20 protein-coding genes are annotated in these 19,115 nt (G+C 62.4%); 11 read left to right on the forward strand and 9 right to left on the reverse strand.

Annotation, left to right across the window (positions count from 1 at the left end):
• Positions 1 to 2 precede the first annotated feature (2 nt).
• Positions 3 to 740 carry an SDR family NAD(P)-dependent oxidoreductase gene (locus tag Q7V31_RS16490; RefSeq protein ID WP_304735904.1) on the reverse strand — a complete coding sequence of 246 codons (738 nt, stop codon included), beginning with the start codon at positions 738 to 740 and terminating at the stop codon, positions 3 to 5.
• Positions 741 to 1,107: 367 nt separating this feature from the next.
• Positions 1,108 to 1,677 carry a rhodanese-like domain-containing protein gene (locus Q7V31_RS16495; RefSeq protein WP_304735905.1) on the reverse strand — a complete coding sequence of 190 codons (570 nt, stop codon included), beginning with the start codon at positions 1,675 to 1,677 and terminating at the stop codon, positions 1,108 to 1,110.
• 288 nt (positions 1,678 to 1,965) lie between these two features.
• Here Q7V31_RS16495 and Q7V31_RS16500 point away from each other — a divergent pair, with 288 nt between their 5' ends.
• The 9 genes from Q7V31_RS16500 to lexA all read left to right on the forward strand — a co-directional run bounded on the left by Q7V31_RS16500 (position 1,966) and on the right by lexA (position 8,650).
• Entirely contained in the window at positions 1,966 to 2,256 is a 291-nt protein-coding gene (locus Q7V31_RS16500) for a DUF1778 domain-containing protein (RefSeq protein WP_304735906.1), read from the forward strand.
• Positions 2,253 to 2,753, forward strand: coding sequence for a GNAT family N-acetyltransferase (locus Q7V31_RS16505; protein WP_304735908.1), 501 nt, complete (start codon positions 2,253 to 2,255; stop codon positions 2,751 to 2,753). Before Q7V31_RS16500 ends, Q7V31_RS16505 begins: the two co-directional genes overlap by 4 nt.
• Before the next feature lie 176 nt (positions 2,754 to 2,929).
• Entirely contained in the window at positions 2,930 to 3,523 is a 594-nt protein-coding gene (locus Q7V31_RS16510) for an aminodeoxychorismate/anthranilate synthase component II (RefSeq protein WP_304736047.1), read from the forward strand.
• Between the two features lie 16 nt (positions 3,524 to 3,539).
• A complete protein-coding gene (trpD, locus tag Q7V31_RS16515; protein ID WP_304735909.1) occupies positions 3,540 to 4,568 on the forward strand; it encodes an anthranilate phosphoribosyltransferase in 1,029 nt (342 codons plus the stop codon).
• Positions 4,561 to 5,358 carry an indole-3-glycerol phosphate synthase TrpC gene (gene trpC, locus Q7V31_RS16520; RefSeq protein ID WP_304735910.1) on the forward strand — a complete coding sequence of 266 codons (798 nt, stop codon included), beginning with the start codon at positions 4,561 to 4,563 and terminating at the stop codon, positions 5,356 to 5,358. Before trpD ends, trpC begins: the two co-directional genes overlap by 8 nt.
• A gap of 242 nt (positions 5,359 to 5,600) precedes the next feature.
• Positions 5,601 to 6,113 (forward strand): GNAT family N-acetyltransferase, encoded by a 513-nt coding sequence (locus Q7V31_RS16525; protein ID WP_304735911.1) that lies wholly within the window; start codon positions 5,601 to 5,603, stop codon positions 6,111 to 6,113.
• A gap of 3 nt (positions 6,114 to 6,116) precedes the next feature.
• Positions 6,117 to 6,602, forward strand: a complete 486-nt coding sequence (moaC, locus tag Q7V31_RS16530; RefSeq protein WP_304735912.1) for a cyclic pyranopterin monophosphate synthase MoaC — start codon at positions 6,117 to 6,119, stop codon at positions 6,600 to 6,602.
• A 3-nt stretch (positions 6,603 to 6,605) separates the two neighbouring features.
• Complete coding sequence (glp, locus tag Q7V31_RS16535; RefSeq protein WP_304735914.1) at positions 6,606 to 7,817, forward strand: gephyrin-like molybdotransferase Glp; 1,212 nt, start codon at positions 6,606 to 6,608, stop codon at positions 7,815 to 7,817.
• Between the two features lie 119 nt (positions 7,818 to 7,936).
• Complete coding sequence (lexA, locus tag Q7V31_RS16540) at positions 7,937 to 8,650, forward strand: transcriptional repressor LexA (RefSeq protein ID WP_304735915.1); 714 nt, start codon at positions 7,937 to 7,939, stop codon at positions 8,648 to 8,650.
• Between the two features lie 2 nt (positions 8,651 to 8,652).
• Here the strand turns inward: lexA and Q7V31_RS16545 are convergent, their stop codons facing one another.
• Positions 8,653 to 10,806, reverse strand: a complete 2,154-nt coding sequence (locus tag Q7V31_RS16545; RefSeq protein ID WP_304735917.1) for a ComEC/Rec2 family competence protein — start codon at positions 10,804 to 10,806, stop codon at positions 8,653 to 8,655.
• 264 nt (positions 10,807 to 11,070) lie between these two features.
• Between Q7V31_RS16545 and gltX the strand changes: the two genes are divergently transcribed.
• Positions 11,071 to 12,483 (forward strand): glutamate--tRNA ligase, encoded by a 1,413-nt coding sequence (gene gltX, locus Q7V31_RS16550; protein WP_304735918.1) that lies wholly within the window; start codon positions 11,071 to 11,073, stop codon positions 12,481 to 12,483.
• A gap of 105 nt (positions 12,484 to 12,588) precedes the next feature.
• Positions 12,589 to 13,905: a citrate synthase gene (gene gltA, locus Q7V31_RS16555; RefSeq protein ID WP_304735919.1), complete on the forward strand. Its 1,317-nt coding sequence runs from the start codon at positions 12,589 to 12,591 to the stop codon at positions 13,903 to 13,905.
• 49 nt (positions 13,906 to 13,954) lie between these two features.
• Here the strand turns inward: gltA and lpxB are convergent, their stop codons facing one another.
• The 6 genes from lpxB to Q7V31_RS16585 are packed head-to-tail and all read right to left on the reverse strand — an operon-like array spanning position 13,955 to position 19,065.
• Positions 13,955 to 15,130: a lipid-A-disaccharide synthase gene (gene lpxB / locus Q7V31_RS16560; protein WP_304735920.1), complete on the reverse strand. Its 1,176-nt coding sequence runs from the start codon at positions 15,128 to 15,130 to the stop codon at positions 13,955 to 13,957.
• Positions 15,127 to 15,996: an LpxI family protein gene (locus Q7V31_RS16565; protein ID WP_304735921.1), complete on the reverse strand. Its 870-nt coding sequence runs from the start codon at positions 15,994 to 15,996 to the stop codon at positions 15,127 to 15,129. Before Q7V31_RS16565 ends, lpxB begins: the two co-directional genes overlap by 4 nt.
• 27 nt (positions 15,997 to 16,023) lie before the next feature.
• Positions 16,024 to 16,824, reverse strand: a complete 801-nt coding sequence (gene lpxA, locus Q7V31_RS16570) for an acyl-ACP--UDP-N-acetylglucosamine O-acyltransferase (protein WP_304735923.1) — start codon at positions 16,822 to 16,824, stop codon at positions 16,024 to 16,026.
• Positions 16,821 to 17,297 (reverse strand): 3-hydroxyacyl-ACP dehydratase FabZ, encoded by a 477-nt coding sequence (fabZ, locus tag Q7V31_RS16575; RefSeq protein WP_304735924.1) that lies wholly within the window; start codon positions 17,295 to 17,297, stop codon positions 16,821 to 16,823. Before fabZ ends, lpxA begins: the two co-directional genes overlap by 4 nt.
• 54 nt (positions 17,298 to 17,351) lie before the next feature.
• A complete protein-coding gene (gene lpxD, locus Q7V31_RS16580; protein WP_304735926.1) occupies positions 17,352 to 18,413 on the reverse strand; it encodes a UDP-3-O-(3-hydroxymyristoyl)glucosamine N-acyltransferase in 1,062 nt (353 codons plus the stop codon).
• Between the two features lie 49 nt (positions 18,414 to 18,462).
• On the reverse strand, positions 18,463 to 19,065 hold the full coding sequence (locus tag Q7V31_RS16585; protein WP_304735927.1) for an OmpH family outer membrane protein: 603 nt from the start codon (positions 19,063 to 19,065) through the stop codon (positions 18,463 to 18,465).
• Between the last annotated feature and the right edge of the window lie 50 nt (positions 19,066 to 19,115).

The raw sequence follows: 19,115 nt of genomic DNA on the forward strand, positions 1-19,115 counted from the left end.
GATCAGGAGAGGATCAACCCGCCATCGACGATGAGCGTCTGTCCGTAAACGTAGGAAGAGAGCGGCGAGGCGAGAAAGAGCGCCGCGCCCGCCATGTCGTCCGGTGTGCCGAGGCGGCCGGCGGGAATGCCCTTGATCGCCATTTCGCGGCGCTGCGGATTTTCGGTCGTGACCTTGGTGAGTTTCGTGTCCACCAGCCCCGGCGCGATACCGTTGACGCGAATGCCGTCGCTCGCCCAGGCCTCCCCCAGCGTGCGGGTAAGGCCGATGGCGCCGGTCTTCGAGGCGTTATAGGCGGGGTTGCCGCGCGTCGAATGGAAACCAGCCGTCGAGCTGACCGTAATCAGCGCGCCCTTCGCGGCGGCCAGCATGTCGTGGAACTTGATGGCGCAGGCCATCAGGCTGTTCAGATTGACGTCCATCACCTTCTGGAAGCCGTCCATCTTGAATTCGCCGCGCTTGTAGATGACCGTGCCCTGGCAAAGCACCAGAATGTCGAGCCTCTTGAATGGCGGCGCATAGGCCTCGATGGCATCGAAATCGGCGACGTCCATACGGGCATAGTGAAGACCCTTGAGGTCGGAGCCTTCGGCGCCGTCATAGTCCTTCGCGCTCGCCCGCGTGCCCCAGACATGCACCTCGGCGCCGCGGCTGCGATAGGCATGCGCGATGCCGTTGCCGATGCCGCTCGAACCGCCGACGACCAGCGCCGTCTTGCCTGAGAAATCCAGATCCTTCATGCCGCTTCCCCTCTTTCTTTTTTCGTCTTGTTCGTTTCAGCCGATCAGGCTTCATCTTCCGGCCGGCAACCCCGGCCAGCCTGCCGTCAGATGAAGCCGGAATTTACCAGCTCAGCCGGCCCAAGGTTGGGGGCAAGTTCAAAATGTTCAAAGGACTCTACTTCCAACTGGATGAAATTTGGGGCTCACGTCAGCCGCTGCGTCTTGCCCCGGCCGGCCCCGAAAGCCTGCAAATACGTGGCAAATACGGTGACAGGAGCAACGATTCCCACGCTCGGAAGGGAACGTTGCTCCTGTCACCGTAATCGCAGTCGAGGGACACGAAGGGCATCAGGTGGCTTGCGAAGATCGCTACGAGGGACTCGATCTATAGATAAAAACTTTCAGTCTTCCCCGGGGTCCAGACGCTCAGCCCCTGCAACAGCCACCCCTGAAGGCCGTTGCGATAGTAGAGAATGCGCTCGGCCGGGAAGCCGGCCTCCACCATATTGCGGATCGCCGTCGGCGATTGCCCGCACCAGACACCGTTGCAGAACAGGGCGACGCGGGCCGCATCGCGGCAATCCCACCCCTCCGCCCCACGGCGACACCCGAGATGCTCCATCGCCTGATCGGTATCGGTAAAGGGCAGATTGACCGCGCCGGGAATCGTATATTTTGCATATTGGTCCCGCTTGCGCCCGTCTGCGACCACGATATCCGGCGCGCTCAGCGCTTCGATCAATTCAAGTTCGCCAAGCGGCACGACACCCGCAACCGGAACGAGCGGTTGCAGCAGCGCCGGAGGAGCGGGCCGGGACGTGTGCGCCCATTCGTCCGTCAGACGATGGTCGGCATCCGGGACGCGGGAAATTTCGATAGCACCATCAGGTGTGTCGACGGACAGGCTGACGACGCCTTCCTTGATACATAGCGGCGCGTCTTGAGCCTCAGACATTCCTCACGACCTCGACCAGCATATCGCGGACCTGTCCGGCGACAGCATGCAACGCGGCATTATCGATCGCCAATACGGCAGTATGGTGGCGGCAATACGGTGACAGGAGCAACGATTCCTTCTGAGCATGGGAATCGTTGCTCCTGTCACCGTATCCCCGCCCCGTATCCCCGGCAGGCGATCCTCGGGCGCCGGAATCGCGTCGATCCCGATACCTGAAGATTTGTCATGACAATGTCTGGCAACGATGCTATATGAAGGGCTTCTCTATTTCAGGAGATCCCGGCCATGGGCACGACAACAGTCACCCGCTCCGAAAAACTCGATCTCAGGCTCAGCCGCGAGGCAAAGCGGACCCTCCATGCGGCGGCGGCGGCCCAGAACCGTTCGGTGAGCGAGTTCGTCCTTGAAAGCGCGCTCGCAAAAGCGGCCGAGACGCTGCCCGATCGTCAGCGCTTTGCGCTCGATGCGGAAGGCTGGAAGGCCTTCCAGGCGGCGCTCGATGCGCCGCCCCGCCCCCTGCCCCGATTGAAGCGCCTGCTCGCCACACCGGCTGCGGCCCCGCCCCGCCGCAAATGACCGAGGCCTTCAGCGTCGAAAAACTCCGCCGCGACCATGCGGTGGACGGCTTCGACTGCGGCAAGGAACCGCTCAACCGGTTCCTCATCCGCAACGCGCTCCAGAACCAGCAAGCCAATGCCTCGCAGACTTATGTTCTGGTCATGGAAGGCCGTGTCGCCGGTTACCACACGCTGGTGGTCGGCGAGGTCGCCTATGACGATGCACCGGAGCGCCTGAAGAAAGGCCTCGCCCGCCATCCCGTGCCGGTCATGCTGCTCGCGCGTCTCGCCGTTGCATGCGATTGCCAGGGCCGGGGTATCGGCCCCGCGCTTCTCAAGGACGCTCTCCTTCGAACGCTACAGGCCGCCGACATTGCCGGCATCCGCGCCTTCATGGTTCACGCAAAGGACGACGAAGCGCGCGCCTTCTACGCGCATTTCGATTTCATCGCATCGCCGTCCGATCCGATGCATCTCTACGTCCTGCTCAAGGACGTCAAAGCGCTTCTGCGCTGACGGGCGGCCGGATGGACAGCGCGCTGCCAATCGCTCGATGGCGCCGTATCGATCCGATCCGCCTGTCGGAGAGGACGGCCGTCCGGCTGCAACGTCTTGCCCCGGCAGGCCCCAAACGCCTATATAAAGCCCTGCATGGCCTGCCCGTCCGGCAGGCCGTCCCCAAGGGTCCGGCCATGTTGCTCCTGATCGATAATTACGACAGCTTTACCTACAACCTGGTCCATTTCCTGGGCGAGCTGGGGGCGGAGGCGCGCGTCCATCGCAACGACAAGATCACCGTCAATGAGGTGCTGGCGGCCGCGCCGCAGGCCATCGTGCTCTCGCCCGGCCCCTGCGACCCCGACAAGGCGGGCATCTGCCTCGACCTCATCGCCGCGGCCGCCGCCCACCGCATCCCGCTTTTCGGCGTCTGTCTCGGCCATCAGGCGATCGGCCAGTCCTTCGGCGGCAAGGTCGTCCGGGCGCCGACATTGATGCATGGCAAGCTCAGCGCCATTCATCATGGCGGCAAGGGCGTCTTTCGCGGCCTGCCGAGCCCCATCGAGGCGACGCGCTACCATTCGCTGACCGTCGCGCGCGAGAGCTTTCCCGATTGCCTCGAAATCACCGCCTGGACCGCCGACGGCGTCATCATGGGCGCGCAACACAAGGAGCTGCCGATCCACGGCGTCCAGTTCCATCCCGAAAGCATCGCGTCCGAACACGGCCACGACATCCTGCGCAACTTCCTGCAGATCGCCGGCGTCAACACGCGCGAACTGGCGTGAGGGGGCGGTTGCGGCCATGACCGATCTCAAATCCACAATCGCGCATCTGGCCGAAGGCCGCACGCTCGACCCCGATGAAGCGCGCGCCGCCTTCGAAACCGTGATGTCGGGCGAAGCGACGCCGGCGCAGATCGCGGCTTTCCTGATGGGGCTGCGCGTGCGCGGCGAAACCGTCACCGAGATCACGGCGGGCGCCACCGTCATGCGCGAGAAGATGCTGCGCGTCACGGCGCCGCGCGAGGCGATCGACATTGTCGGCACCGGCGGCGACGGCGCAGGCACATATAACATCTCGACCGCCACCGCGCTGGTCGTCGCGGCCTGCGGCGTGCCGGTCGCCAAACATGGCAACCGCAAGGCCTCCTCGCTGTCGGGCACGGCGGACGCGCTGGAAAGCCTCGGCGTCAAGCTCGACATCGGTCCCGCCGTCATTGCCGATTGCATCGACCAGGCCGGCATCGGCTTCATGTTCGCGCAGATGCATCATTCGGCGATGAAGCATGTCGCGCCGGTGCGCGGCGAGCTCGGCATCAAGACCATCTTCAACATGCTGGGGCCGCTTTCCAATCCGGCGCTGGTCAAGCATCAGCTTCTCGGCGTCTTCGACGCCAAATGGGTCGAGCCCTTCGCCGAAGCGTTGCGCAATCTCGGTTCCGAAAGCGCCTGGGTGGTTCACGGGTCCGATGGTCTCGACGAATTGACGACGACCGGTCCGAGCACGGTTGCCGAACTGAAGGGCGGCGAAATCCGCGTCTTCGAGGTGACGCCGGAGGAAGCGGGCGTCAAGCGCGCCACCGCCGATCAGCTCAAGGGCGGCGATCCGTCGGAAAACGCGCAGGCGATCCTGCGTCTGCTCGAAGGCGAGAAAGGTCCTTACCGCGACATCGTGCTGCTCAATGCGGCCGCCGCGATGATCGTCGCCGGCAAGGCGACGACGCTGAAGAAGGGCGCCGAACTTGCCGCACTCGCCATCGACAGCGGCGGCGCCAAGGCGGCGCTCGCGTCGCTTGTCGCCGTCTCCAACGGCAAGTCCGCCCATGTCTGACATTCTCGACAAGATCGGCGCCTACAAGCGCGACGAGATCGCGACCGCCAAGCGCGCCCATCCACTCGCCGAGGTCGAGGCAGCGGCGCGCGGCGCCTCGCCCGTTCGCGGCTTCACGGCGGCGCTCCGTGCACGCATCGCTTCAGGCCGCCCCGCGCTGATCGCCGAAATCAAGAAGGCAAGTCCCTCCAAGGGTCTGATCCGTGCCGATTTCGATCCGCCGGCGCTTGCCCGCGCCTATGAAGCCGGCGGCGCTACCTGTCTCTCGGTGCTGACCGACGGTCCTTCCTTTCAGGGCGCGCCCTCCTATCTTGCCGCCGCCCGCGCCGCCTGTTCGCTGCCGGTCATCCGCAAGGATTTCATGTACGACCCCTATCAGGTCGCGGAAGCGCGCGCGATGGGCGCCGATGCCATCCTGATCATCATGGCCGCTGTCTCCGACGTGCAGGCCCGCGAGCTCGAGGACGCGGCCCTCGGCTGGAAGATGGACGTGCTGGTCGAGGTTCACGACGAGGCCGAACTCACCCGCGCCCTTGTCCTCAAGAGCCCGCTTCTCGGCATCAACAACCGCAACCTCAAGACTTTCGAGACGACGCTCGAAACCACCGAGCGGCTCGCTCCCCTCGTCCCGGCCGGCCGGCTGGTCGTCGGCGAGAGCGGCATCTTCACGCCGGCCGATCTCGCCCGCCTCGAAAAAGTTGGTGTACGGACGTTTCTGGTCGGCGAGAGCCTGATGCGCCAGGCCGATGTGGAGGCAGCGACCCGCGCGTTGCTGGTCGGTCCCGCCTGACCCCCGAGGACATCCTGCGGACATTTTTGTGCTGCAGCATCAAAACCGGGGATAAGTGCCACTTATCCCCGTTGCCGGGGTCCCTCCGATCGGGCCTCAAAAGACGTTTGTGACAGTTTTATGACAGTTTTGTGACAGAGGGGGGTCAAACAGCCGATTCCGCTGTCTCCGCGCTGCCACTTATCACCGGGGCGCTGCTTCCGTGTCACCCTGTCACGCTCCCTGGAATCCGGAACGACAACATGACCTACGACATCAGACAAGCACGCATGGACGACCTTCCGCTTCTCGCCGACATCGAACGTGCCGCCGGCGCGCTCTTCGCCACCGCCGGTATCGGTGAAGTCAATGTCGACGACGTCGCCGAATTGCGTTTCGTCGAATCCGTTGCCCGTACCGCAGGCGCTTTCGTTGCGGCGACGGACGACAAACCGGTCGGTTTCATCCTCTCCGCGCCGCTCGATCTTCATATCCACATCTATGAATTGTCCGTACACCCCGCTCATGGGCGGCAGGGCCTCGGCCGCAAGCTTATCGAGCAGGTCTGCGACGACGCGGCGGCGCGCGGCTTCGCGGCGGTCACGCTGTCGACCTTCAGCGACGTGCCGTGGAACGCGCCCTTCTATGCCACCTGCGGCTTTCGTCTTCTCAACCCCGCCGAGTGGACGCCGGCCTTCTATCTCGCGCATTATCACGAAAAGGAAATGGGTCTGCCGATCGAACGGCGCTGCTTCATGCGCAAGGAACTGAAATAGATCATGGCAAAAAAACCAAAGCTCACGCATCTCGATGCAAAAGGCGCGGCGCGCATGGTGGACGTTTCGGGGAAACCCGAAACGTCGCGCAGCGCAACGGCCAAAGGTCGCGTGACGATGAAGCCCGCAACGCTGAAGCTCATTCTCGAAGACGGGCTGAAAAAAGGAAACGCGCTCGAAGTCGCGCGTCTCGCCGGCATCATGGCGGCGAAGAAAACATCCGACCTCATTCCGCTCTGCCATCCGCTGGCGATTGCGAAGGTCGAAGTCGATCTTCGTCCCGACACGAAAAACAATTGTGTCGATGTCGCCGCGACGGTGAAGGTAACAGGTCAAACCGGCGTCGAGATGGAAGCGCTGACCGCCGTCAGCGTCGCCTGCCTGACGCTTTACGACATGGCGAAAGCCGTCGACAAGGCCATGACCATCGGCGACATCCGCCTCACCGCCAAGTCGGGTGGCAAGTCCGGCGACTACAAGGCAAAGTAACCGATGGCACAACAACATCTCCTTTCGGTTGAAGAAGCGCGGGCGCGCATGATGGCGGCGCTCTCGACCACGCAACCCGAAGTCGTTTCGCTGGCGCAGGCGCTCGGCCGCGTGCTCGCCGAGGAAGCGATCGCGCGGCGAACGCAGCCGCCCGCCGATCTGTCGGCAATGGACGGCTATGCGGTGCGTGCGGCGGATGTGACGAAAGTTCCGGCGCAACTGCGCATCGTCGGCGAAGCGCCTGCGGGCGGCGCCTATGACGGCACGCTCGGCGACGGCGAGGCGGTGCGCATCTTCACCGGTGCGCCGCTGCCGAAGGGCGCGGACAGCATCGTCATTCAGGAAGACACGACGCGCGACGGCGCGACCGTTGTCGTCAACGAGGCGGCGCGGCCCGGACAACATGTGCGCGTGACCGGCCTCGACTTTCGCACCGGCGATGCCGGCCTGCCGGTCGGACGAAAACTTTCGCCCGCCGACATCGCATTTGCCGCCGCCATGAACCTGCCGACGCTCTCCGTTCACCGCCGTCCCGTCATCGCCTTCTTCTCGACTGGCGACGAGCTGGTTCCGCCGGGCACCGAGCCCGGACCCAACCAGATCGTCTCCTCCAACAATGACGGTCTCGGCGCTTTGATCGTCGAGGCCGGCGGCGTGCCGCTCGATCTCGGTATCGCACCCGACAATCTCGACGCGATCCGCGCCGCCGCGGCGCGCGCGGACGCGGCCGACATGCTGGTGACGCTGGGCGGCGCCTCCGTCGGCGAGCACGATCTCGTGCAAAGCGCGCTTGCGCCTGCCGGTCTCGACATCGACTTCTGGAAGATCGCCATGCGACCCGGCAAGCCGCTGATGTTCGGCAAGCTCGGCGACCTGCCAACGCTCGGCCTGCCCGGCAATCCGGTGTCGGCTTTCGTTTGCGCGATGCTCTTTCTCCGGCCGGCGATCGCCCGCATGCAGGGCGGCGACAGCGCGCTCCACACGCTGCAGGCGCGGCTCGGGGCGGCGCTCCCCGCCAATGGTCCGCGCGAAGACTATGTCCGCGCGGCGCTCGACCACATGGCCGGGGAGACCGCCATCGCCACGCCCTTCGCGCCGCAGGACAGTTCGATGCTCTCCATCCTTGCCCGCGCCGGTTGTCTGGTGATCCGGCCCATCGGGGCGGCCGCCACCCAAGCCGGTGAAACCGTTACGGTTTTGCCCCTTCGGGTCTGACTTATCCACAATTACTCTTGACAGATCTCTGAGAACCAAACTAGAACGTTTGCAGTCGTTTTTGTTTTGTTCCCGAGACACCCTGTGGCGTCCGGGAGCAATGGGAGAGACCGAAGCCGATGCTGACACGCAAGCAACACGAACTCCTGATGTTCATCCATGAGCGAATCAAGGAGAGCGGCGTCTCCCCCAGTTTCGACGAAATGAAAGATGCGCTGGACCTGCGCTCCAAGTCCGGCATTCATCGCCTGATTACAGCGCTTGAGGAGCGCGGCTTCATCCGCCGCCTTGCTCACCGGGCCCGCGCGCTCGAAATTCTCAAGCTCCCCGAGTCGGCATCGCCCAGCCTCGCAACAATGCGCGGCAAGGGTTTCTCGCCCAGCGTTATCGAAGGCGGCGGGCGCAGCAAAGCGACCAGCCGCGACCTCGCGCCGGCACGCAGCGCCGGCGAAACAATGACACTGTCGGTGATGGGTCGTATCGCCGCCGGCACGCCCATCGAGGCCTTACAGGAAGAAAGCCATCAGGTCAGCGTGCCGCTCAATCTGCTCGGCTCTGGCGAACACTACGCGCTCGAGGTCAAGGGCGACTCGATGATTGAGGCCGGTATTCTCGATGGCGACACGGTACTCATCCAGCGCTGCGACACGGCAACGAGCGGCGATATTGTCGTGGCGCTCGTCGATGGCTTTGAGGCAACGCTGAAGCGGCTGCGCAAGAAGGGTGCGTCGATTGCGCTTGAGGCAGCCAATCCCGCCTATGAAACGCGAATCTTCGGGCCGGACCGCGTCAAGGTCCAGGGCAAGCTTGTCGGTCTGTTGCGCCGTTACTGATTTCAGTTTTTCCGCTGACGCTGTACCCAGGGCCGGGCGCCGCGCGCTTGTCGCGACGTTGCGATGTCGATACCGCCATCGGTCCTGAATGTGAGCGTCGTCGATCCCTCCCGCCACATGTCGAAATAGTCGATGACCGGAAACGCGCCGCATGTGTGCCGCACGCGCCATGGCAGAGGTTGCTTGACAATAACGATGTCGGCCACAGCACAGTCTTCCGTCGCGGCGTCAAGCGTCTCGGCAAAGGCAACGATCGGACGTCCCGGTTCGCGATAGACGCAACCTGCGGCATCGCATTTCATATGGGACGAACGAGCCGCCTCGCCGGCTGTACGCTTGTCACCGTCATGCCGGAGCCATTGCTCGGCGGCGTAGGCCGGTCGCGCCGCACCGAGCACCAGTTTTCCATCCGCGGCACGAACGGCAAAGAGCGCGGCATCGCGGTCGATCAGGACGTCCGGCTTCGGTGCGGCGCCCCAAAATGCGAGGCCGAGCAGCATCGGCGCCAGGCCCAGATAGCGCCAGCTCTCGCGCCAGAGCGCCAGCCACAACCCGCCAAGAACCAACAGCAGCAATGCGTAGAGCGGCGCATCGGCGACAAGACTGTCGGCCCCCTCCCAGCTTGCAACCTCGTCGGCAACACGGAGCATGCCATCGACACCCGCCCCCATGATCCAGAGCGCCGGTGCGTCGAACCCGAACGGCATCAGCAGCAATGCCAGAAGCGCCATCGGCATCACGACGATACCAACCAGTGGCATGGCCGCCATATTGCCGGCGAGGCTGTAGACGGCGATGCGATTGAAATGAAAAGCGCCAATGGCCCCGGTGGCCGCGCCGGCGACGATGCTGGTAAACGCAAGACCCAATGCATAGGCGCCGATCCGGCGCGGCAGGTTTCCAAGACCGATGCGGTTCGGGCTCGATGTCAGGCCGCGCACCATGTCGCTCTCGTAGAAGGCGATCAGTGCCACGACGGCGGCGAACGACATCTGGAAACTTGCGCCGAGCAGGCTCTCCGGCCGCCAGAGCAGGATGACGATCGCCGCCAGCGCCACGTTACGAAGGCTGAGTGCCGGACGGTCAAGCATGATGGCGACAAACATCAGCGTGATCATGATCCACGCCCTCTGTGTCGCAATGGCGGCGCCCGAGATCGCCAGATAAAACGTCGCCCCGACAAGGGCAACGGCCGCCGCCCATTTCTTGATTGGGTAGTACAGCGCCAGTTGCGGCACCAGCGCGAGACCGGCGCGGACCAGCCAGAAGACCGAACCGCCAAACAGCATCATGTGCAAGCCTGAAATGGCGAGCACATGCGCAAGGCCCGCAGCGCGAAGATCGGCAGCCGTGTCCTTCGGGATTGCAGCGCGCTCACCGGTCACCAATGCAGCCGAAACGGCGCCGGCCGGGCCGGCAATTACATCACGAATGCGCGCGCCGATGCGCCGTCGAAATTCGGTCAGCACGGCGATGGCGCCGGCCGGTGCTTCGACTTGCACCGGCGCCGTATAGGCAAATCCGACACCGCCCAGGCTTTCGAACCAGACCTGCCGTGCATAGTCGAAGCCGCCGGGCAGGACCGGTTCAGGTGGCGGCATCAACCGCGCTCGAAAGCTCACCGTGGCGCCCGGAGCAAGCGCCGCGTCTTTCAGCCGGAGATTGACGCGCACCTGCCTTGGCAGCTCACCTGGCGGCATGCCGGCGAAGGACTGCGGCGCCAGGACCGCGACGAGGCCGCCCGTCTCTGTCGGCTGGACGGCTATGACGCGCCCCGTCAGCAGGCCGGCCTGCGCTTTCTCGAGCACGGGACCGGCGACCAGATGGGTGCGCAGCGCGGCGGCCGCAAAGCCCAGAGCAACGCAGAGAATGGCGGCCGCCAGAGGCGCCATTATCGCATGCTGGCGAAACAGCAACCAGGCGAGCGCCGGCAGCAAGGGGGCCCCCAGGGCCACCGGTAGCGCAGGCTCGAAGGCGATGGCGAAATAGGCCGCAACGCCTGCCGCGATCAAGACCGGCGTCCAGAGAAAGAGCCGGTCGCCGTCGGTCGCCATGCAGACACGCAGCCATGACGTCAGGGCGGCCGGCGCGCCTGCAAACGCGCCGCCGTCCCACCGGACCCGTAACCAGCCATGCCACCGCCGCCAAAGCGCCAAACCGCCCTCCCGGGGACGAAAAACAGGCGATGGGCTGCCTTAAAAGACCGCCCCAACACACTAAAGACAAAGGCCATTTCTTCAGACCCAGAAGCACGTCTCCCGCGTGCGTTTCGGGCTTACGCTGCGTTGCCGCAATGTGCTAGAAATCCCCCTGTCCGCAGCGGGCCATCAAGGCCTCGCGCCCAGTTCTCGGGTCGAAGCTTGCCAACATTTACCGGAATTGCCTAGCCGCGCGGCTGCGGAGCCGGATCGCAGGAGATGATGAGCGAAAAGAAGACAGTCATTACCCGCTTCGCCCCGTCGCCGACCGGTTATCTGCATATCGGAGGGGCGCGCACGGCTTTGTTCAACTGGCTCCTTGCGCGGCACCATCACGGCCAGTTCCTGCTGCGGATTGAGGATACGGATCGTCAACGTTCGACAGAGCCGGCGGTCGCGGCCATCTTCGAAGGACTGCGCTGGCTTGGCCTCGATTGGGATGGCGAGGTTGTGCACCAGTTTTCCCGTCAGGCTCGCCATGTCGAAGTTGCCAACGAACTGCTGAGCCTCGGCAGGGCCTATTACTGCTATGCGAGCGCCGAAGAACTTGACGAAATGCGCGATAAAGCGCGCGCTGAGGGACGTCCTGCCCGCTATGACGGACGCTGGCGCGATCGCGATCCGTCCGAAGCGCCTGAAGGCGTCAAGCCGGTCATTCGGTTCCGCTCGCCCGACGAAGGCGAAACATTGGTGCGCGATCAGGTGATGGGCGATGTTCGCTTTCCGAACGATCAACTTGACGATCTGATCATCGTTCGGAGCGATGGAACACCGACCTACAACCTGTCCGTTGTCGTCGACGATCACGATATGGCCATCACGCATATTGTTCGCGGCGACGATCATCTGACCAATGCCGGGCGGCAGAGCCAAATATACGATGCACTCGGCTGGCAGGTGCCGGCGTTTGCCCATGTGCCGTTGATCCACGGACCCGACGGCGCGAAGCTCTCAAAGCGCCATGGCGCGCTGGGTGCCGAGGCCTATCGCGATATGGGCTATCTGCCCGAGGCAATGCGAAATTACCTTGTGCGCCTTGGCTGGAGCCATGGCGACGAGGAGATATTCTCAACCGAGCAAGCGATAGCGTGGTTCGGCCTCGAGAACGTCGGTCGCTCACCGGCGCGGTTCGATTTTGCGAAGCTCGAAAATCTGAACGGCCACTATATTCGCGAGGCCGACAACATCCGGCTTGCCGACGAAACCATCGCGCTCATGGAACGCGTTGAGCAATGGACGGTCGACGCGGCCTTCCGCGACAAGCTGATTGCTGCCATGCCTGGGCTGAAAGAGCGTGCGAAGACGCTTCTGGAAATTGGCCATGGCGCAGCCTTTCTGCGCGCACAAAGGCCGATTGCGCTCGACGACAAGGCGTCGCAACTCCTCAACAGCGAAGCCCGCGCCTTGTTGAAGCGGTTGCTTGACCGGCTGGAAGTACGAAACGATTGGGTTGTGGAAGAAATCGAAGCGACCGTGCGCTGCTTCGCCGAAGACGAGAATCTCAAGCTCGGCAAAGTCGCACAGCCTCTGCGTGCTGCGGTGACCGGCAGTTCGGTCTCTCCACCGATTTTCGACGTTCTGGCGACTCTCGGACGCGATGAGGCGCTCGGCCGAATCAAGGATCAAGCTGCCTGACCCCGATGGCTGACGGGTGAGGCGCAAACGAATATGGTATTCAACACACTGTCCGGCCCGCACGGGACCAAACGGACCGGACAGACAGACAGGGGACAGGCAGGCATGACAAAATTCGGAACCAAGGCCGGCGCGATTTCGAACGCGACCCTTTCGGTGGGCGGCAAATCCTACGAAATGCCTGTCTATGGCGGATCGCTGGGGCCAAGCGTGGTCGACATTTCGACCCTTTACGGCAAGAGCGGTCACTTCACCTACGATCCCGGCTTTACGTCGACGGCAAGCTGCGAATCCGACATCACCTATATCGACGGTGAGGAAGGCATCCTGCTCTATCGCGGCTATCCGATCGACCAATTGGCGGATCACGGGAACTTCATCGAGACCTGCTACCTGCTGCTCAATGGCGAGCTTCCGAATTCAGAACAGTACCGGGAGTTCGAGCGCGCCATCACCATGCATACCATGGTGCATGAACAGATGACGTTCTTCCTGCGCGGTTTCCGGCGTGACGCCCATCCCATGGCGATCATGTGCGGTATGGTCGGCGCATTGTCGGCCTTCTATCACGACTCGACCGACATCAATGACCCGCTCCAGCGGATGATCGCCAGCCGCCGCCTGATTGCCAAAATGCCGACGATCGCCGCCATGGCCTACAAGTATTCAGCCGGTCAGCCGATCGTTTATCCGCGCAATGATCTCGATTACGCCGAGAACTTCCTGCATATGTGCTTTTCGGTTCCGGCCGAGTCCTACAAAGTCGACCCAATTCTCGCGCGCGCGATGGACCGCATCTTCATTCTGCATGCCGATCATGAGCAGAATGCCTCAACATCGACGGTACGCCTCGCTGGCTCGTCGGGTGCCAATCCATTTGCCTGTATCGCCGCCGGTATCGCGTGCCTGTGGGGCCCTGCGCATGGCGGCGCCAACGAGGCGGCGCTCAACATGCTGCAGGAAATTGGCACAGTTGACCGTATTCCCGAGTACATCAAGAAGGCGAAAGACAAAGACGATCCGTTCCGCCTGATGGGCTTCGGTCATCGTGTCTACAAGAACTACGATCCACGCGCACGCGTTATGCAGCAGACCTGCCACGAAGTGTTGAAAGTGCTCGGGATCAAAGACGACCCAATGCTCGACGTCGCGCTGGAGCTGGAGCGGATTGCGCTCAATGACGAATATTTTGTCGAAAAGAAGCTCTATCCGAATATCGACTTCTATTCCGGCATCACGCTGAAAGCGATGGGCTTTCCGACCACGATGTTCACCGTGTTGTTCGCCCTGGCCCGCACCGTCGGCTGGGTCGCACAATGGAATGAGATGATCGAGGATCCCGGCCAACGGATCGGACGTCCACGCCAGCTCTACACCGGCGCACCGCAACGAAACTATGTCGAGGCTGGAAAGCGCAAATAGGATTTCATCGTTACGGAAACGCGGGCGCCTCGAAAGAGGCGCCCGTTCTTCATAACGAAGGCGTTTCGAGAATTTCCAGAACCGCGCGCGCGGCGCGGCGACTTGGCGCTTCTCCGTCAACGCCGATCCGTTCTCTCAGCTCCTCGAAATCCGCCAGCGCACGAAGACGTTCGGGTGTTTCGCGCAGTAGCGGCATCAATCCTTCGGCGAGAGCATCGGCTGTACAACGAAACTGCAGATATTCCTGCACCGACGGCCGATCGAGAATGAGGTTAACCAACACGACCGAGGGAATTTTCAGGATACTGAGGGCAAACCACCCGACAACTGTCTCGGCGCGGTAGGCAATCACCATCGGGACTCCCGCCAAGCCGAGCTCCAGTGAAATGGTTCCGGAGGCTGCAAGCGCAGCGGTCGCGGCGTCGAATGCCGCGCGCTTGTCCATCTCGTCCTCGACAATTTGCACGTCAATCGGCCAGTTCGCGACCTCGGCCTCCACGTATTTGCGAACATGCGGCACCACCGGCAAAACGACTTGCAAATCGGGTGTCTCAGCCGCCACGCGGCGCACAGCATCGCCGAACACACCAATGAGATGCTTGACTTCATTGAGACGGCTTCCCGGCAACACCAGCAACAGGGGTGCCTCGGCAGGAATTCCCCGCGCGGCACGAAAGCGCGCACCCGCGCCCCTTTCGGGAATGCGGTCTATTGCCGGATGACCCACATAGACGCAGTCGACACCAACGGTGCGGAGAAACGCCGGTTCAAACGGCAGGAGCGCCAGGACACGCCGGATATATTTTTTCATTGAACGTGCACGGCCGCGGCGCCACGCCCAGACACTCGGAAGAACATAGTCGACGATTGGAATCGATGGCGCGCGGCGCGCCACGCGTCGCGCCACCATATGCGTGAACTCAGGGCTGTCGATGACGATCATAACATCAGGTTTTTCGGTGACCGCGTGGTTCACCGTCTGGCGAATACGCTTGAAAATCAGTGGGAGGCGCGGGACGATTTCGCGCGGCCCCATCACCGATATGTCGGTCATCGGGAAAATCGAGGACATCCCCTCCGCCATCATGTGCGCGCCACCGACGCCCGAAAAGCGGACACCGTCACCAGTCATATTCCGCAATGCAGCCATCAACTCGCCCCCAAGCGCATCGCCGGAGGGCTCGCCGGCGACCAGCATGATGTGCAGTGCGGCGCGCGCCGTCATCGGCGCGCTTCCGCGATGCGCCCGGCGCTGAGACCGACAACAAAGAGACCATGCGCATTCGCGCACGAAGCGACCTCCTCACCATCGACCATGAGCGTCCCACCCGCTTCCACTGCGATGCCGGCGAGCCCCGCCGCCGCCGCATTCTCGACCGTCTTAACGCCGATGGTCGGCATATCGACACGCCGCTCCTGCCCTGGCTTTGTCAGTTTGACGAGCACCCCCTCCCGTGCGCCGGGCCGCCCGCGCATGGCCGGGTCCATTGCCGCAACGCGTGCCAGCATGGCATCCGTTCCGGAATCGTCTTCCCGCGCGAGCACGACACCGCGGCAAGCGACGGCTCCCTGTCCGATGTCGCGTGCGCCGACATCCAACGCAGCCCGAATTGCCGTGTCGATATCGAGAGCATGTCGTTCTTCAGGTGAGGCGGTTGTCAGCACGGCTTCGGGAACAAGCAGGTTTTCGGCCACTTCATGTGCGCCGATGACCCGGAGTCCGTGGTCCTTTTCAAGATAGCCGGCGATGCCGCGCAAAAGGCCATCGTCACCTTGTGCCAGCCAACGCACGAGGCGCGGCAAAAGTCTGATGCCTGCGAAATCGAGGCCGATCTTCGACAAATCGGGGCGGTTGATCCCACCGATCAATACGATGTCCCGACAGCCATTTTTTTTCAGGAGTCGAAGGAACTCTCCATGTGCGCCGATACGAACACGGGCATGGGGAAAGCGCTCAATTTCCGGGTTCACATCATCGTCGATGGCAACGATGAAGACCTCACGCCCTGCCGCAATCGCCGATTCCGCGAGCGCGACCGGCAAGGGCCCACGTCCGGCCACAATGCCCAGTTTCCGGGGTTCGTCAGTCATGGCAGTGGCGCATGGGGCTCACCCCGCTCATGCCGCCCGGTCGTGTCTGGGCATACAGATCGCTCGATCCGACTCCGCACGGATAAAGTCGACGATCTCCATCACTTCCGGTTCCTCGGCAAAACGATCTGCTACACGCTCCAGCCGATCGCGCAGCGTTCCGACTTCCGCAAAGAGGGCACTGTAGGCTTCGCGCATGGCATGTATCCGGTCGCGCGAAAACCCCCGGCGTTTCAGGCCAACAAGATTGAGGCCCATCAGTACGGCGCGGTTTCCAACAACAAGCCCGTAAGGGATAACATCATTCTCGACAGCGCTCATGCCGCCAATAAATGCATGCTTGCCAACGCGCCCGAACTGATGAAGCGCCGCTCCGCCGCCAAAAATCGCGTAGTCGTCCACCTTGCAGTGGCCGGCCAACATCACGTTGTTCGAAAAAACAACGTGATCACCAATGATGGAGTCGTGACCGACATGCGAACTTGCCAAAAATGCGCAGTTGTCTCCGATGCGCGTGATCATACCGCCACCTTCCGTTCCCGGATTCATGGTGACGTGTTCGCGAATTAGATTGTCCGCGCCGATTTCCAGCCGGCTCGGTTCGCCCCTGTATTTGAGATCCTGCGGCGCATGACCGATGGACGCGAATGGGAATATCTGTGTGCGAGCGCCAACACTTGTCCGCCCCGCGACAACAACATGAGAATGAAGCACAACGCCTTCGTCCAACGCGACATCAGGACCGACAAAACAGTATGGCCCTACAATCACACTCGGTGAGAGCCGCGCTTTGGCGTCAACAATTGCGGTTGAGTGAACTTCTGTCATTTCTCTGACCGGCTGGAGATCATCGCCCCGAGATCACACTCCGCAACGAGCTGACCATTGACGCGGCCTTCCCCGTGGTACTTCCAGACAGTGCCGCGACTCTGCAACTTAGTCACGTGAATGTGCAGAACATCGCCCGGGACAACCGGTTTGCGAAACCGTGCGCGATCGACCGTCATGAAATAGACCAGCTGATTGGTGCCTGATGTTCCAAGATGATGGACGACGAGTGCGCCTGCGGTCTGTGCCATTGCCTCGACAATCAGCACACCCGGCATCACCGGATAGCCCGGAAAGTGCCCCTGAAAAAAAGGCTCATTATTGGTGACGTTCTTGATACCGATTGCCGACTCATCACCCTTCATTTCGATGATGCGATCGATCATCAGCATCGGATAGCGATGCGGAAGGAGTTCCAGCACCCGTTGAAAATCGGCGCTGCCAAGGTTTTCGGTCGCCTCTGCTTCGCTCATACCTCGCGTCCTTCCAACACATGCATCGAATTGGCGCCTTTTTCTGCCGACACTTCACTTCTCGTCGTTCACGACCGGTTTGGGCCGCCTTCCAAGCTTTCGCAGCTCCACCACTTCACGGCGCCACTCGGCGATCGGCTTTGCCGGCACGCCTCCGTACTGCTGCCCGGCCGGAACATCGTGTACGACCGCACCCCGCGCCGCGATCTGGGCACCGGAATTGACCGTCAAATGCCCGGTCACGCCGACCTGGGCCGCCAGCACAACAAAATCTCCAAGTTTTGCGCTGCCGGCGAGGCCCGTCTGCGCAGCGATTATGCAGTGACGCCCAATCTCGACGTTGTGACCGATCTGCACGAGATTATCAATCTTGCTCCCCTCACCAATTACCGTATCCGGGCCGGCGCCGCGGTCTACCGTTGAATTGGCGCCGATCTCAACATCGTCCTGAATGATGACGCGGCCAAGCTGCGGCACCTTTTCGTGGCGCGGCAACCCCATCGCAAAGCCGAACCCATCCTGTCCAATACGGACACCCGGATGCAACATGACGCGATCGCCAATATGGGCATGGCTGATGGTGACATTTGAACCGATGGCGCAGTCTTTTCCCACGGTACAGGCCTTGCCGATGCTGGAATTGGCGCCGATCACCGTTCCATTGCCAATCTCGACATCCGCACCGACCGATGCGCCAGGCTCGATCGTCACGCCGGTACCTAACTTTGCAGTCGGATGAACGGCCGCCCGGGGATCGACTTGTGCACGCATACCGAACGTGTCCGTTGCCTTCACCGTCTCCGGAAAGAACATCTGCGCCGCGAGCGCATAAGCCCGATACGGTTGATCCGACAAGAGCATCGCCAGGTCGGCCGGCGCGCGGCCGGCAAAGCGCGGATGCACGATGCATGCGCCCGCCGAGGTATTCTCGAACTGGTTTATGTATTTCGGGTTGTCAAGAAAGCTCAAATCGTTGGGCCCCGCGACACCCAACGCGGCCACACTCGCTATTGTCCGCTGTCCGTCGACACCGGACGCCAGCGTCGCCCCAACACGCGTGGCGATATCCGCCAGCGTGCAAGGGCCGCTATTCGTAAAGAAGCGCTTATCCGCCATGGCCGTCGTGTGTCGGCCGCCGCATCTCCCGGCGCGCCTCTCCGTCAGATCAATTGCCGCTCTTCTGCTGTGCCTGAAGCTCGGCAATCGAAACCGGCTTCACCTCGATCGTTGTCAGCTTCTCGTTGAGCCGCTTGAGGACTTCAGCCGAAATGTCGAGGTCGGACCCTCCGGCAACAATAACCGACTGGTCAAAAAGCACAGTTCCGCCTTTTTCCTTCATCACGTCAGAAAAAATCGGGCGCAACGCAGCCTCGACCTTGGCATTGGCCTGCTGAACACCAAGTTGAAGCGCTTGCCCCTTCTCCTGCATCGACTGCTGGAACTCCACTTCACGCTTCTGCAAAGCCTGGAACTTCTTCTGGAGATCCTCGGGTGAAAGGAGCGCGCGCTCGTCGCTCAGCTTCTTTGCATCCGCCTGAAGTGCCGTCTCCGTCTTGGCGCCTTCTGCTTGCAGCTTCTTGGCCTGTTCCTGGAACTGGGTGCGGATGCTTTGTCCGACCTTCGATTGCGCAAAAACCGCTTCCGTGTTGACGATCAATATGACTGCCGGGCCGGCGGCCAAGGCCGAGCCCGCCGTCAACGGCGCTGCGGCCAGCGACAGAAGAGCGACCGCCGAAAGGGTACGCATAACAACCGACTTCAACTTCATCTCACTGCATCCTTGTTGCAAAGGTTTCAGGCGCGCCGGCCGGACCGGCA

Source organism: Parvibaculum sp., assembly GCF_030651915.1.
Taxonomy (GTDB): Bacteria; Pseudomonadota; Alphaproteobacteria; order Parvibaculales; family Parvibaculaceae; genus Parvibaculum.

Excerpts from the sequence above, each read along its gene's own strand:
- trpD (WP_304735909.1), top strand. The coding sequence starts at position 3,540 with ATGACCGATCTCAAATCCACAATCGCGCATCTGGCCGAAGGCCGCACG.
- Q7V31_RS16495 (WP_304735905.1), bottom strand. The coding sequence starts at position 1,677 with ATGTCTGAGGCTCAAGACGCGCCGCTATGTATCAAGGAAGGCGTCGTC.
- lpxD (WP_304735926.1), bottom strand. The coding sequence starts at position 18,413 with ATGGCGGATAAGCGCTTCTTTACGAATAGCGGCCCTTGCACGCTGGCG.
- Q7V31_RS16565 (WP_304735921.1), bottom strand. The coding sequence starts at position 15,996 with ATGACTGACGAACCCCGGAAACTGGGCATTGTGGCCGGACGTGGGCCC.
- Q7V31_RS16585 (WP_304735927.1), bottom strand. The coding sequence starts at position 19,065 with ATGAAGTTGAAGTCGGTTGTTATGCGTACCCTTTCGGCGGTCGCTCTT.
- gltA (WP_304735919.1), top strand. The coding sequence starts at position 12,589 with ATGACAAAATTCGGAACCAAGGCCGGCGCGATTTCGAACGCGACCCTT.
- lexA (WP_304735915.1), top strand. The coding sequence starts at position 7,937 with ATGCTGACACGCAAGCAACACGAACTCCTGATGTTCATCCATGAGCGA.
- Q7V31_RS16505 (WP_304735908.1), top strand. The coding sequence starts at position 2,253 with ATGACCGAGGCCTTCAGCGTCGAAAAACTCCGCCGCGACCATGCGGTG.
- lpxA (WP_304735923.1), bottom strand. The coding sequence starts at position 16,824 with ATGACAGAAGTTCACTCAACCGCAATTGTTGACGCCAAAGCGCGGCTC.
- trpC (WP_304735910.1), top strand. The coding sequence starts at position 4,561 with ATGTCTGACATTCTCGACAAGATCGGCGCCTACAAGCGCGACGAGATC.
- lpxB (WP_304735920.1), bottom strand. The coding sequence starts at position 15,130 with ATGACGGCGCGCGCCGCACTGCACATCATGCTGGTCGCCGGCGAGCCC.
- moaC (WP_304735912.1), top strand. The coding sequence starts at position 6,117 with ATGGCAAAAAAACCAAAGCTCACGCATCTCGATGCAAAAGGCGCGGCG.
- Q7V31_RS16500 (WP_304735906.1), top strand. The coding sequence starts at position 1,966 with ATGGGCACGACAACAGTCACCCGCTCCGAAAAACTCGATCTCAGGCTC.
- glp (WP_304735914.1), top strand. The coding sequence starts at position 6,606 with ATGGCACAACAACATCTCCTTTCGGTTGAAGAAGCGCGGGCGCGCATG.
- Q7V31_RS16525 (WP_304735911.1), top strand. The coding sequence starts at position 5,601 with ATGACCTACGACATCAGACAAGCACGCATGGACGACCTTCCGCTTCTC.
- gltX (WP_304735918.1), top strand. The coding sequence starts at position 11,071 with ATGAGCGAAAAGAAGACAGTCATTACCCGCTTCGCCCCGTCGCCGACC.
- Q7V31_RS16510 (WP_304736047.1), top strand. The coding sequence starts at position 2,930 with ATGTTGCTCCTGATCGATAATTACGACAGCTTTACCTACAACCTGGTC.
- Q7V31_RS16490 (WP_304735904.1), bottom strand. The coding sequence starts at position 740 with ATGAAGGATCTGGATTTCTCAGGCAAGACGGCGCTGGTCGTCGGCGGT.
- fabZ (WP_304735924.1), bottom strand. The coding sequence starts at position 17,297 with ATGAGCGAAGCAGAGGCGACCGAAAACCTTGGCAGCGCCGATTTTCAA.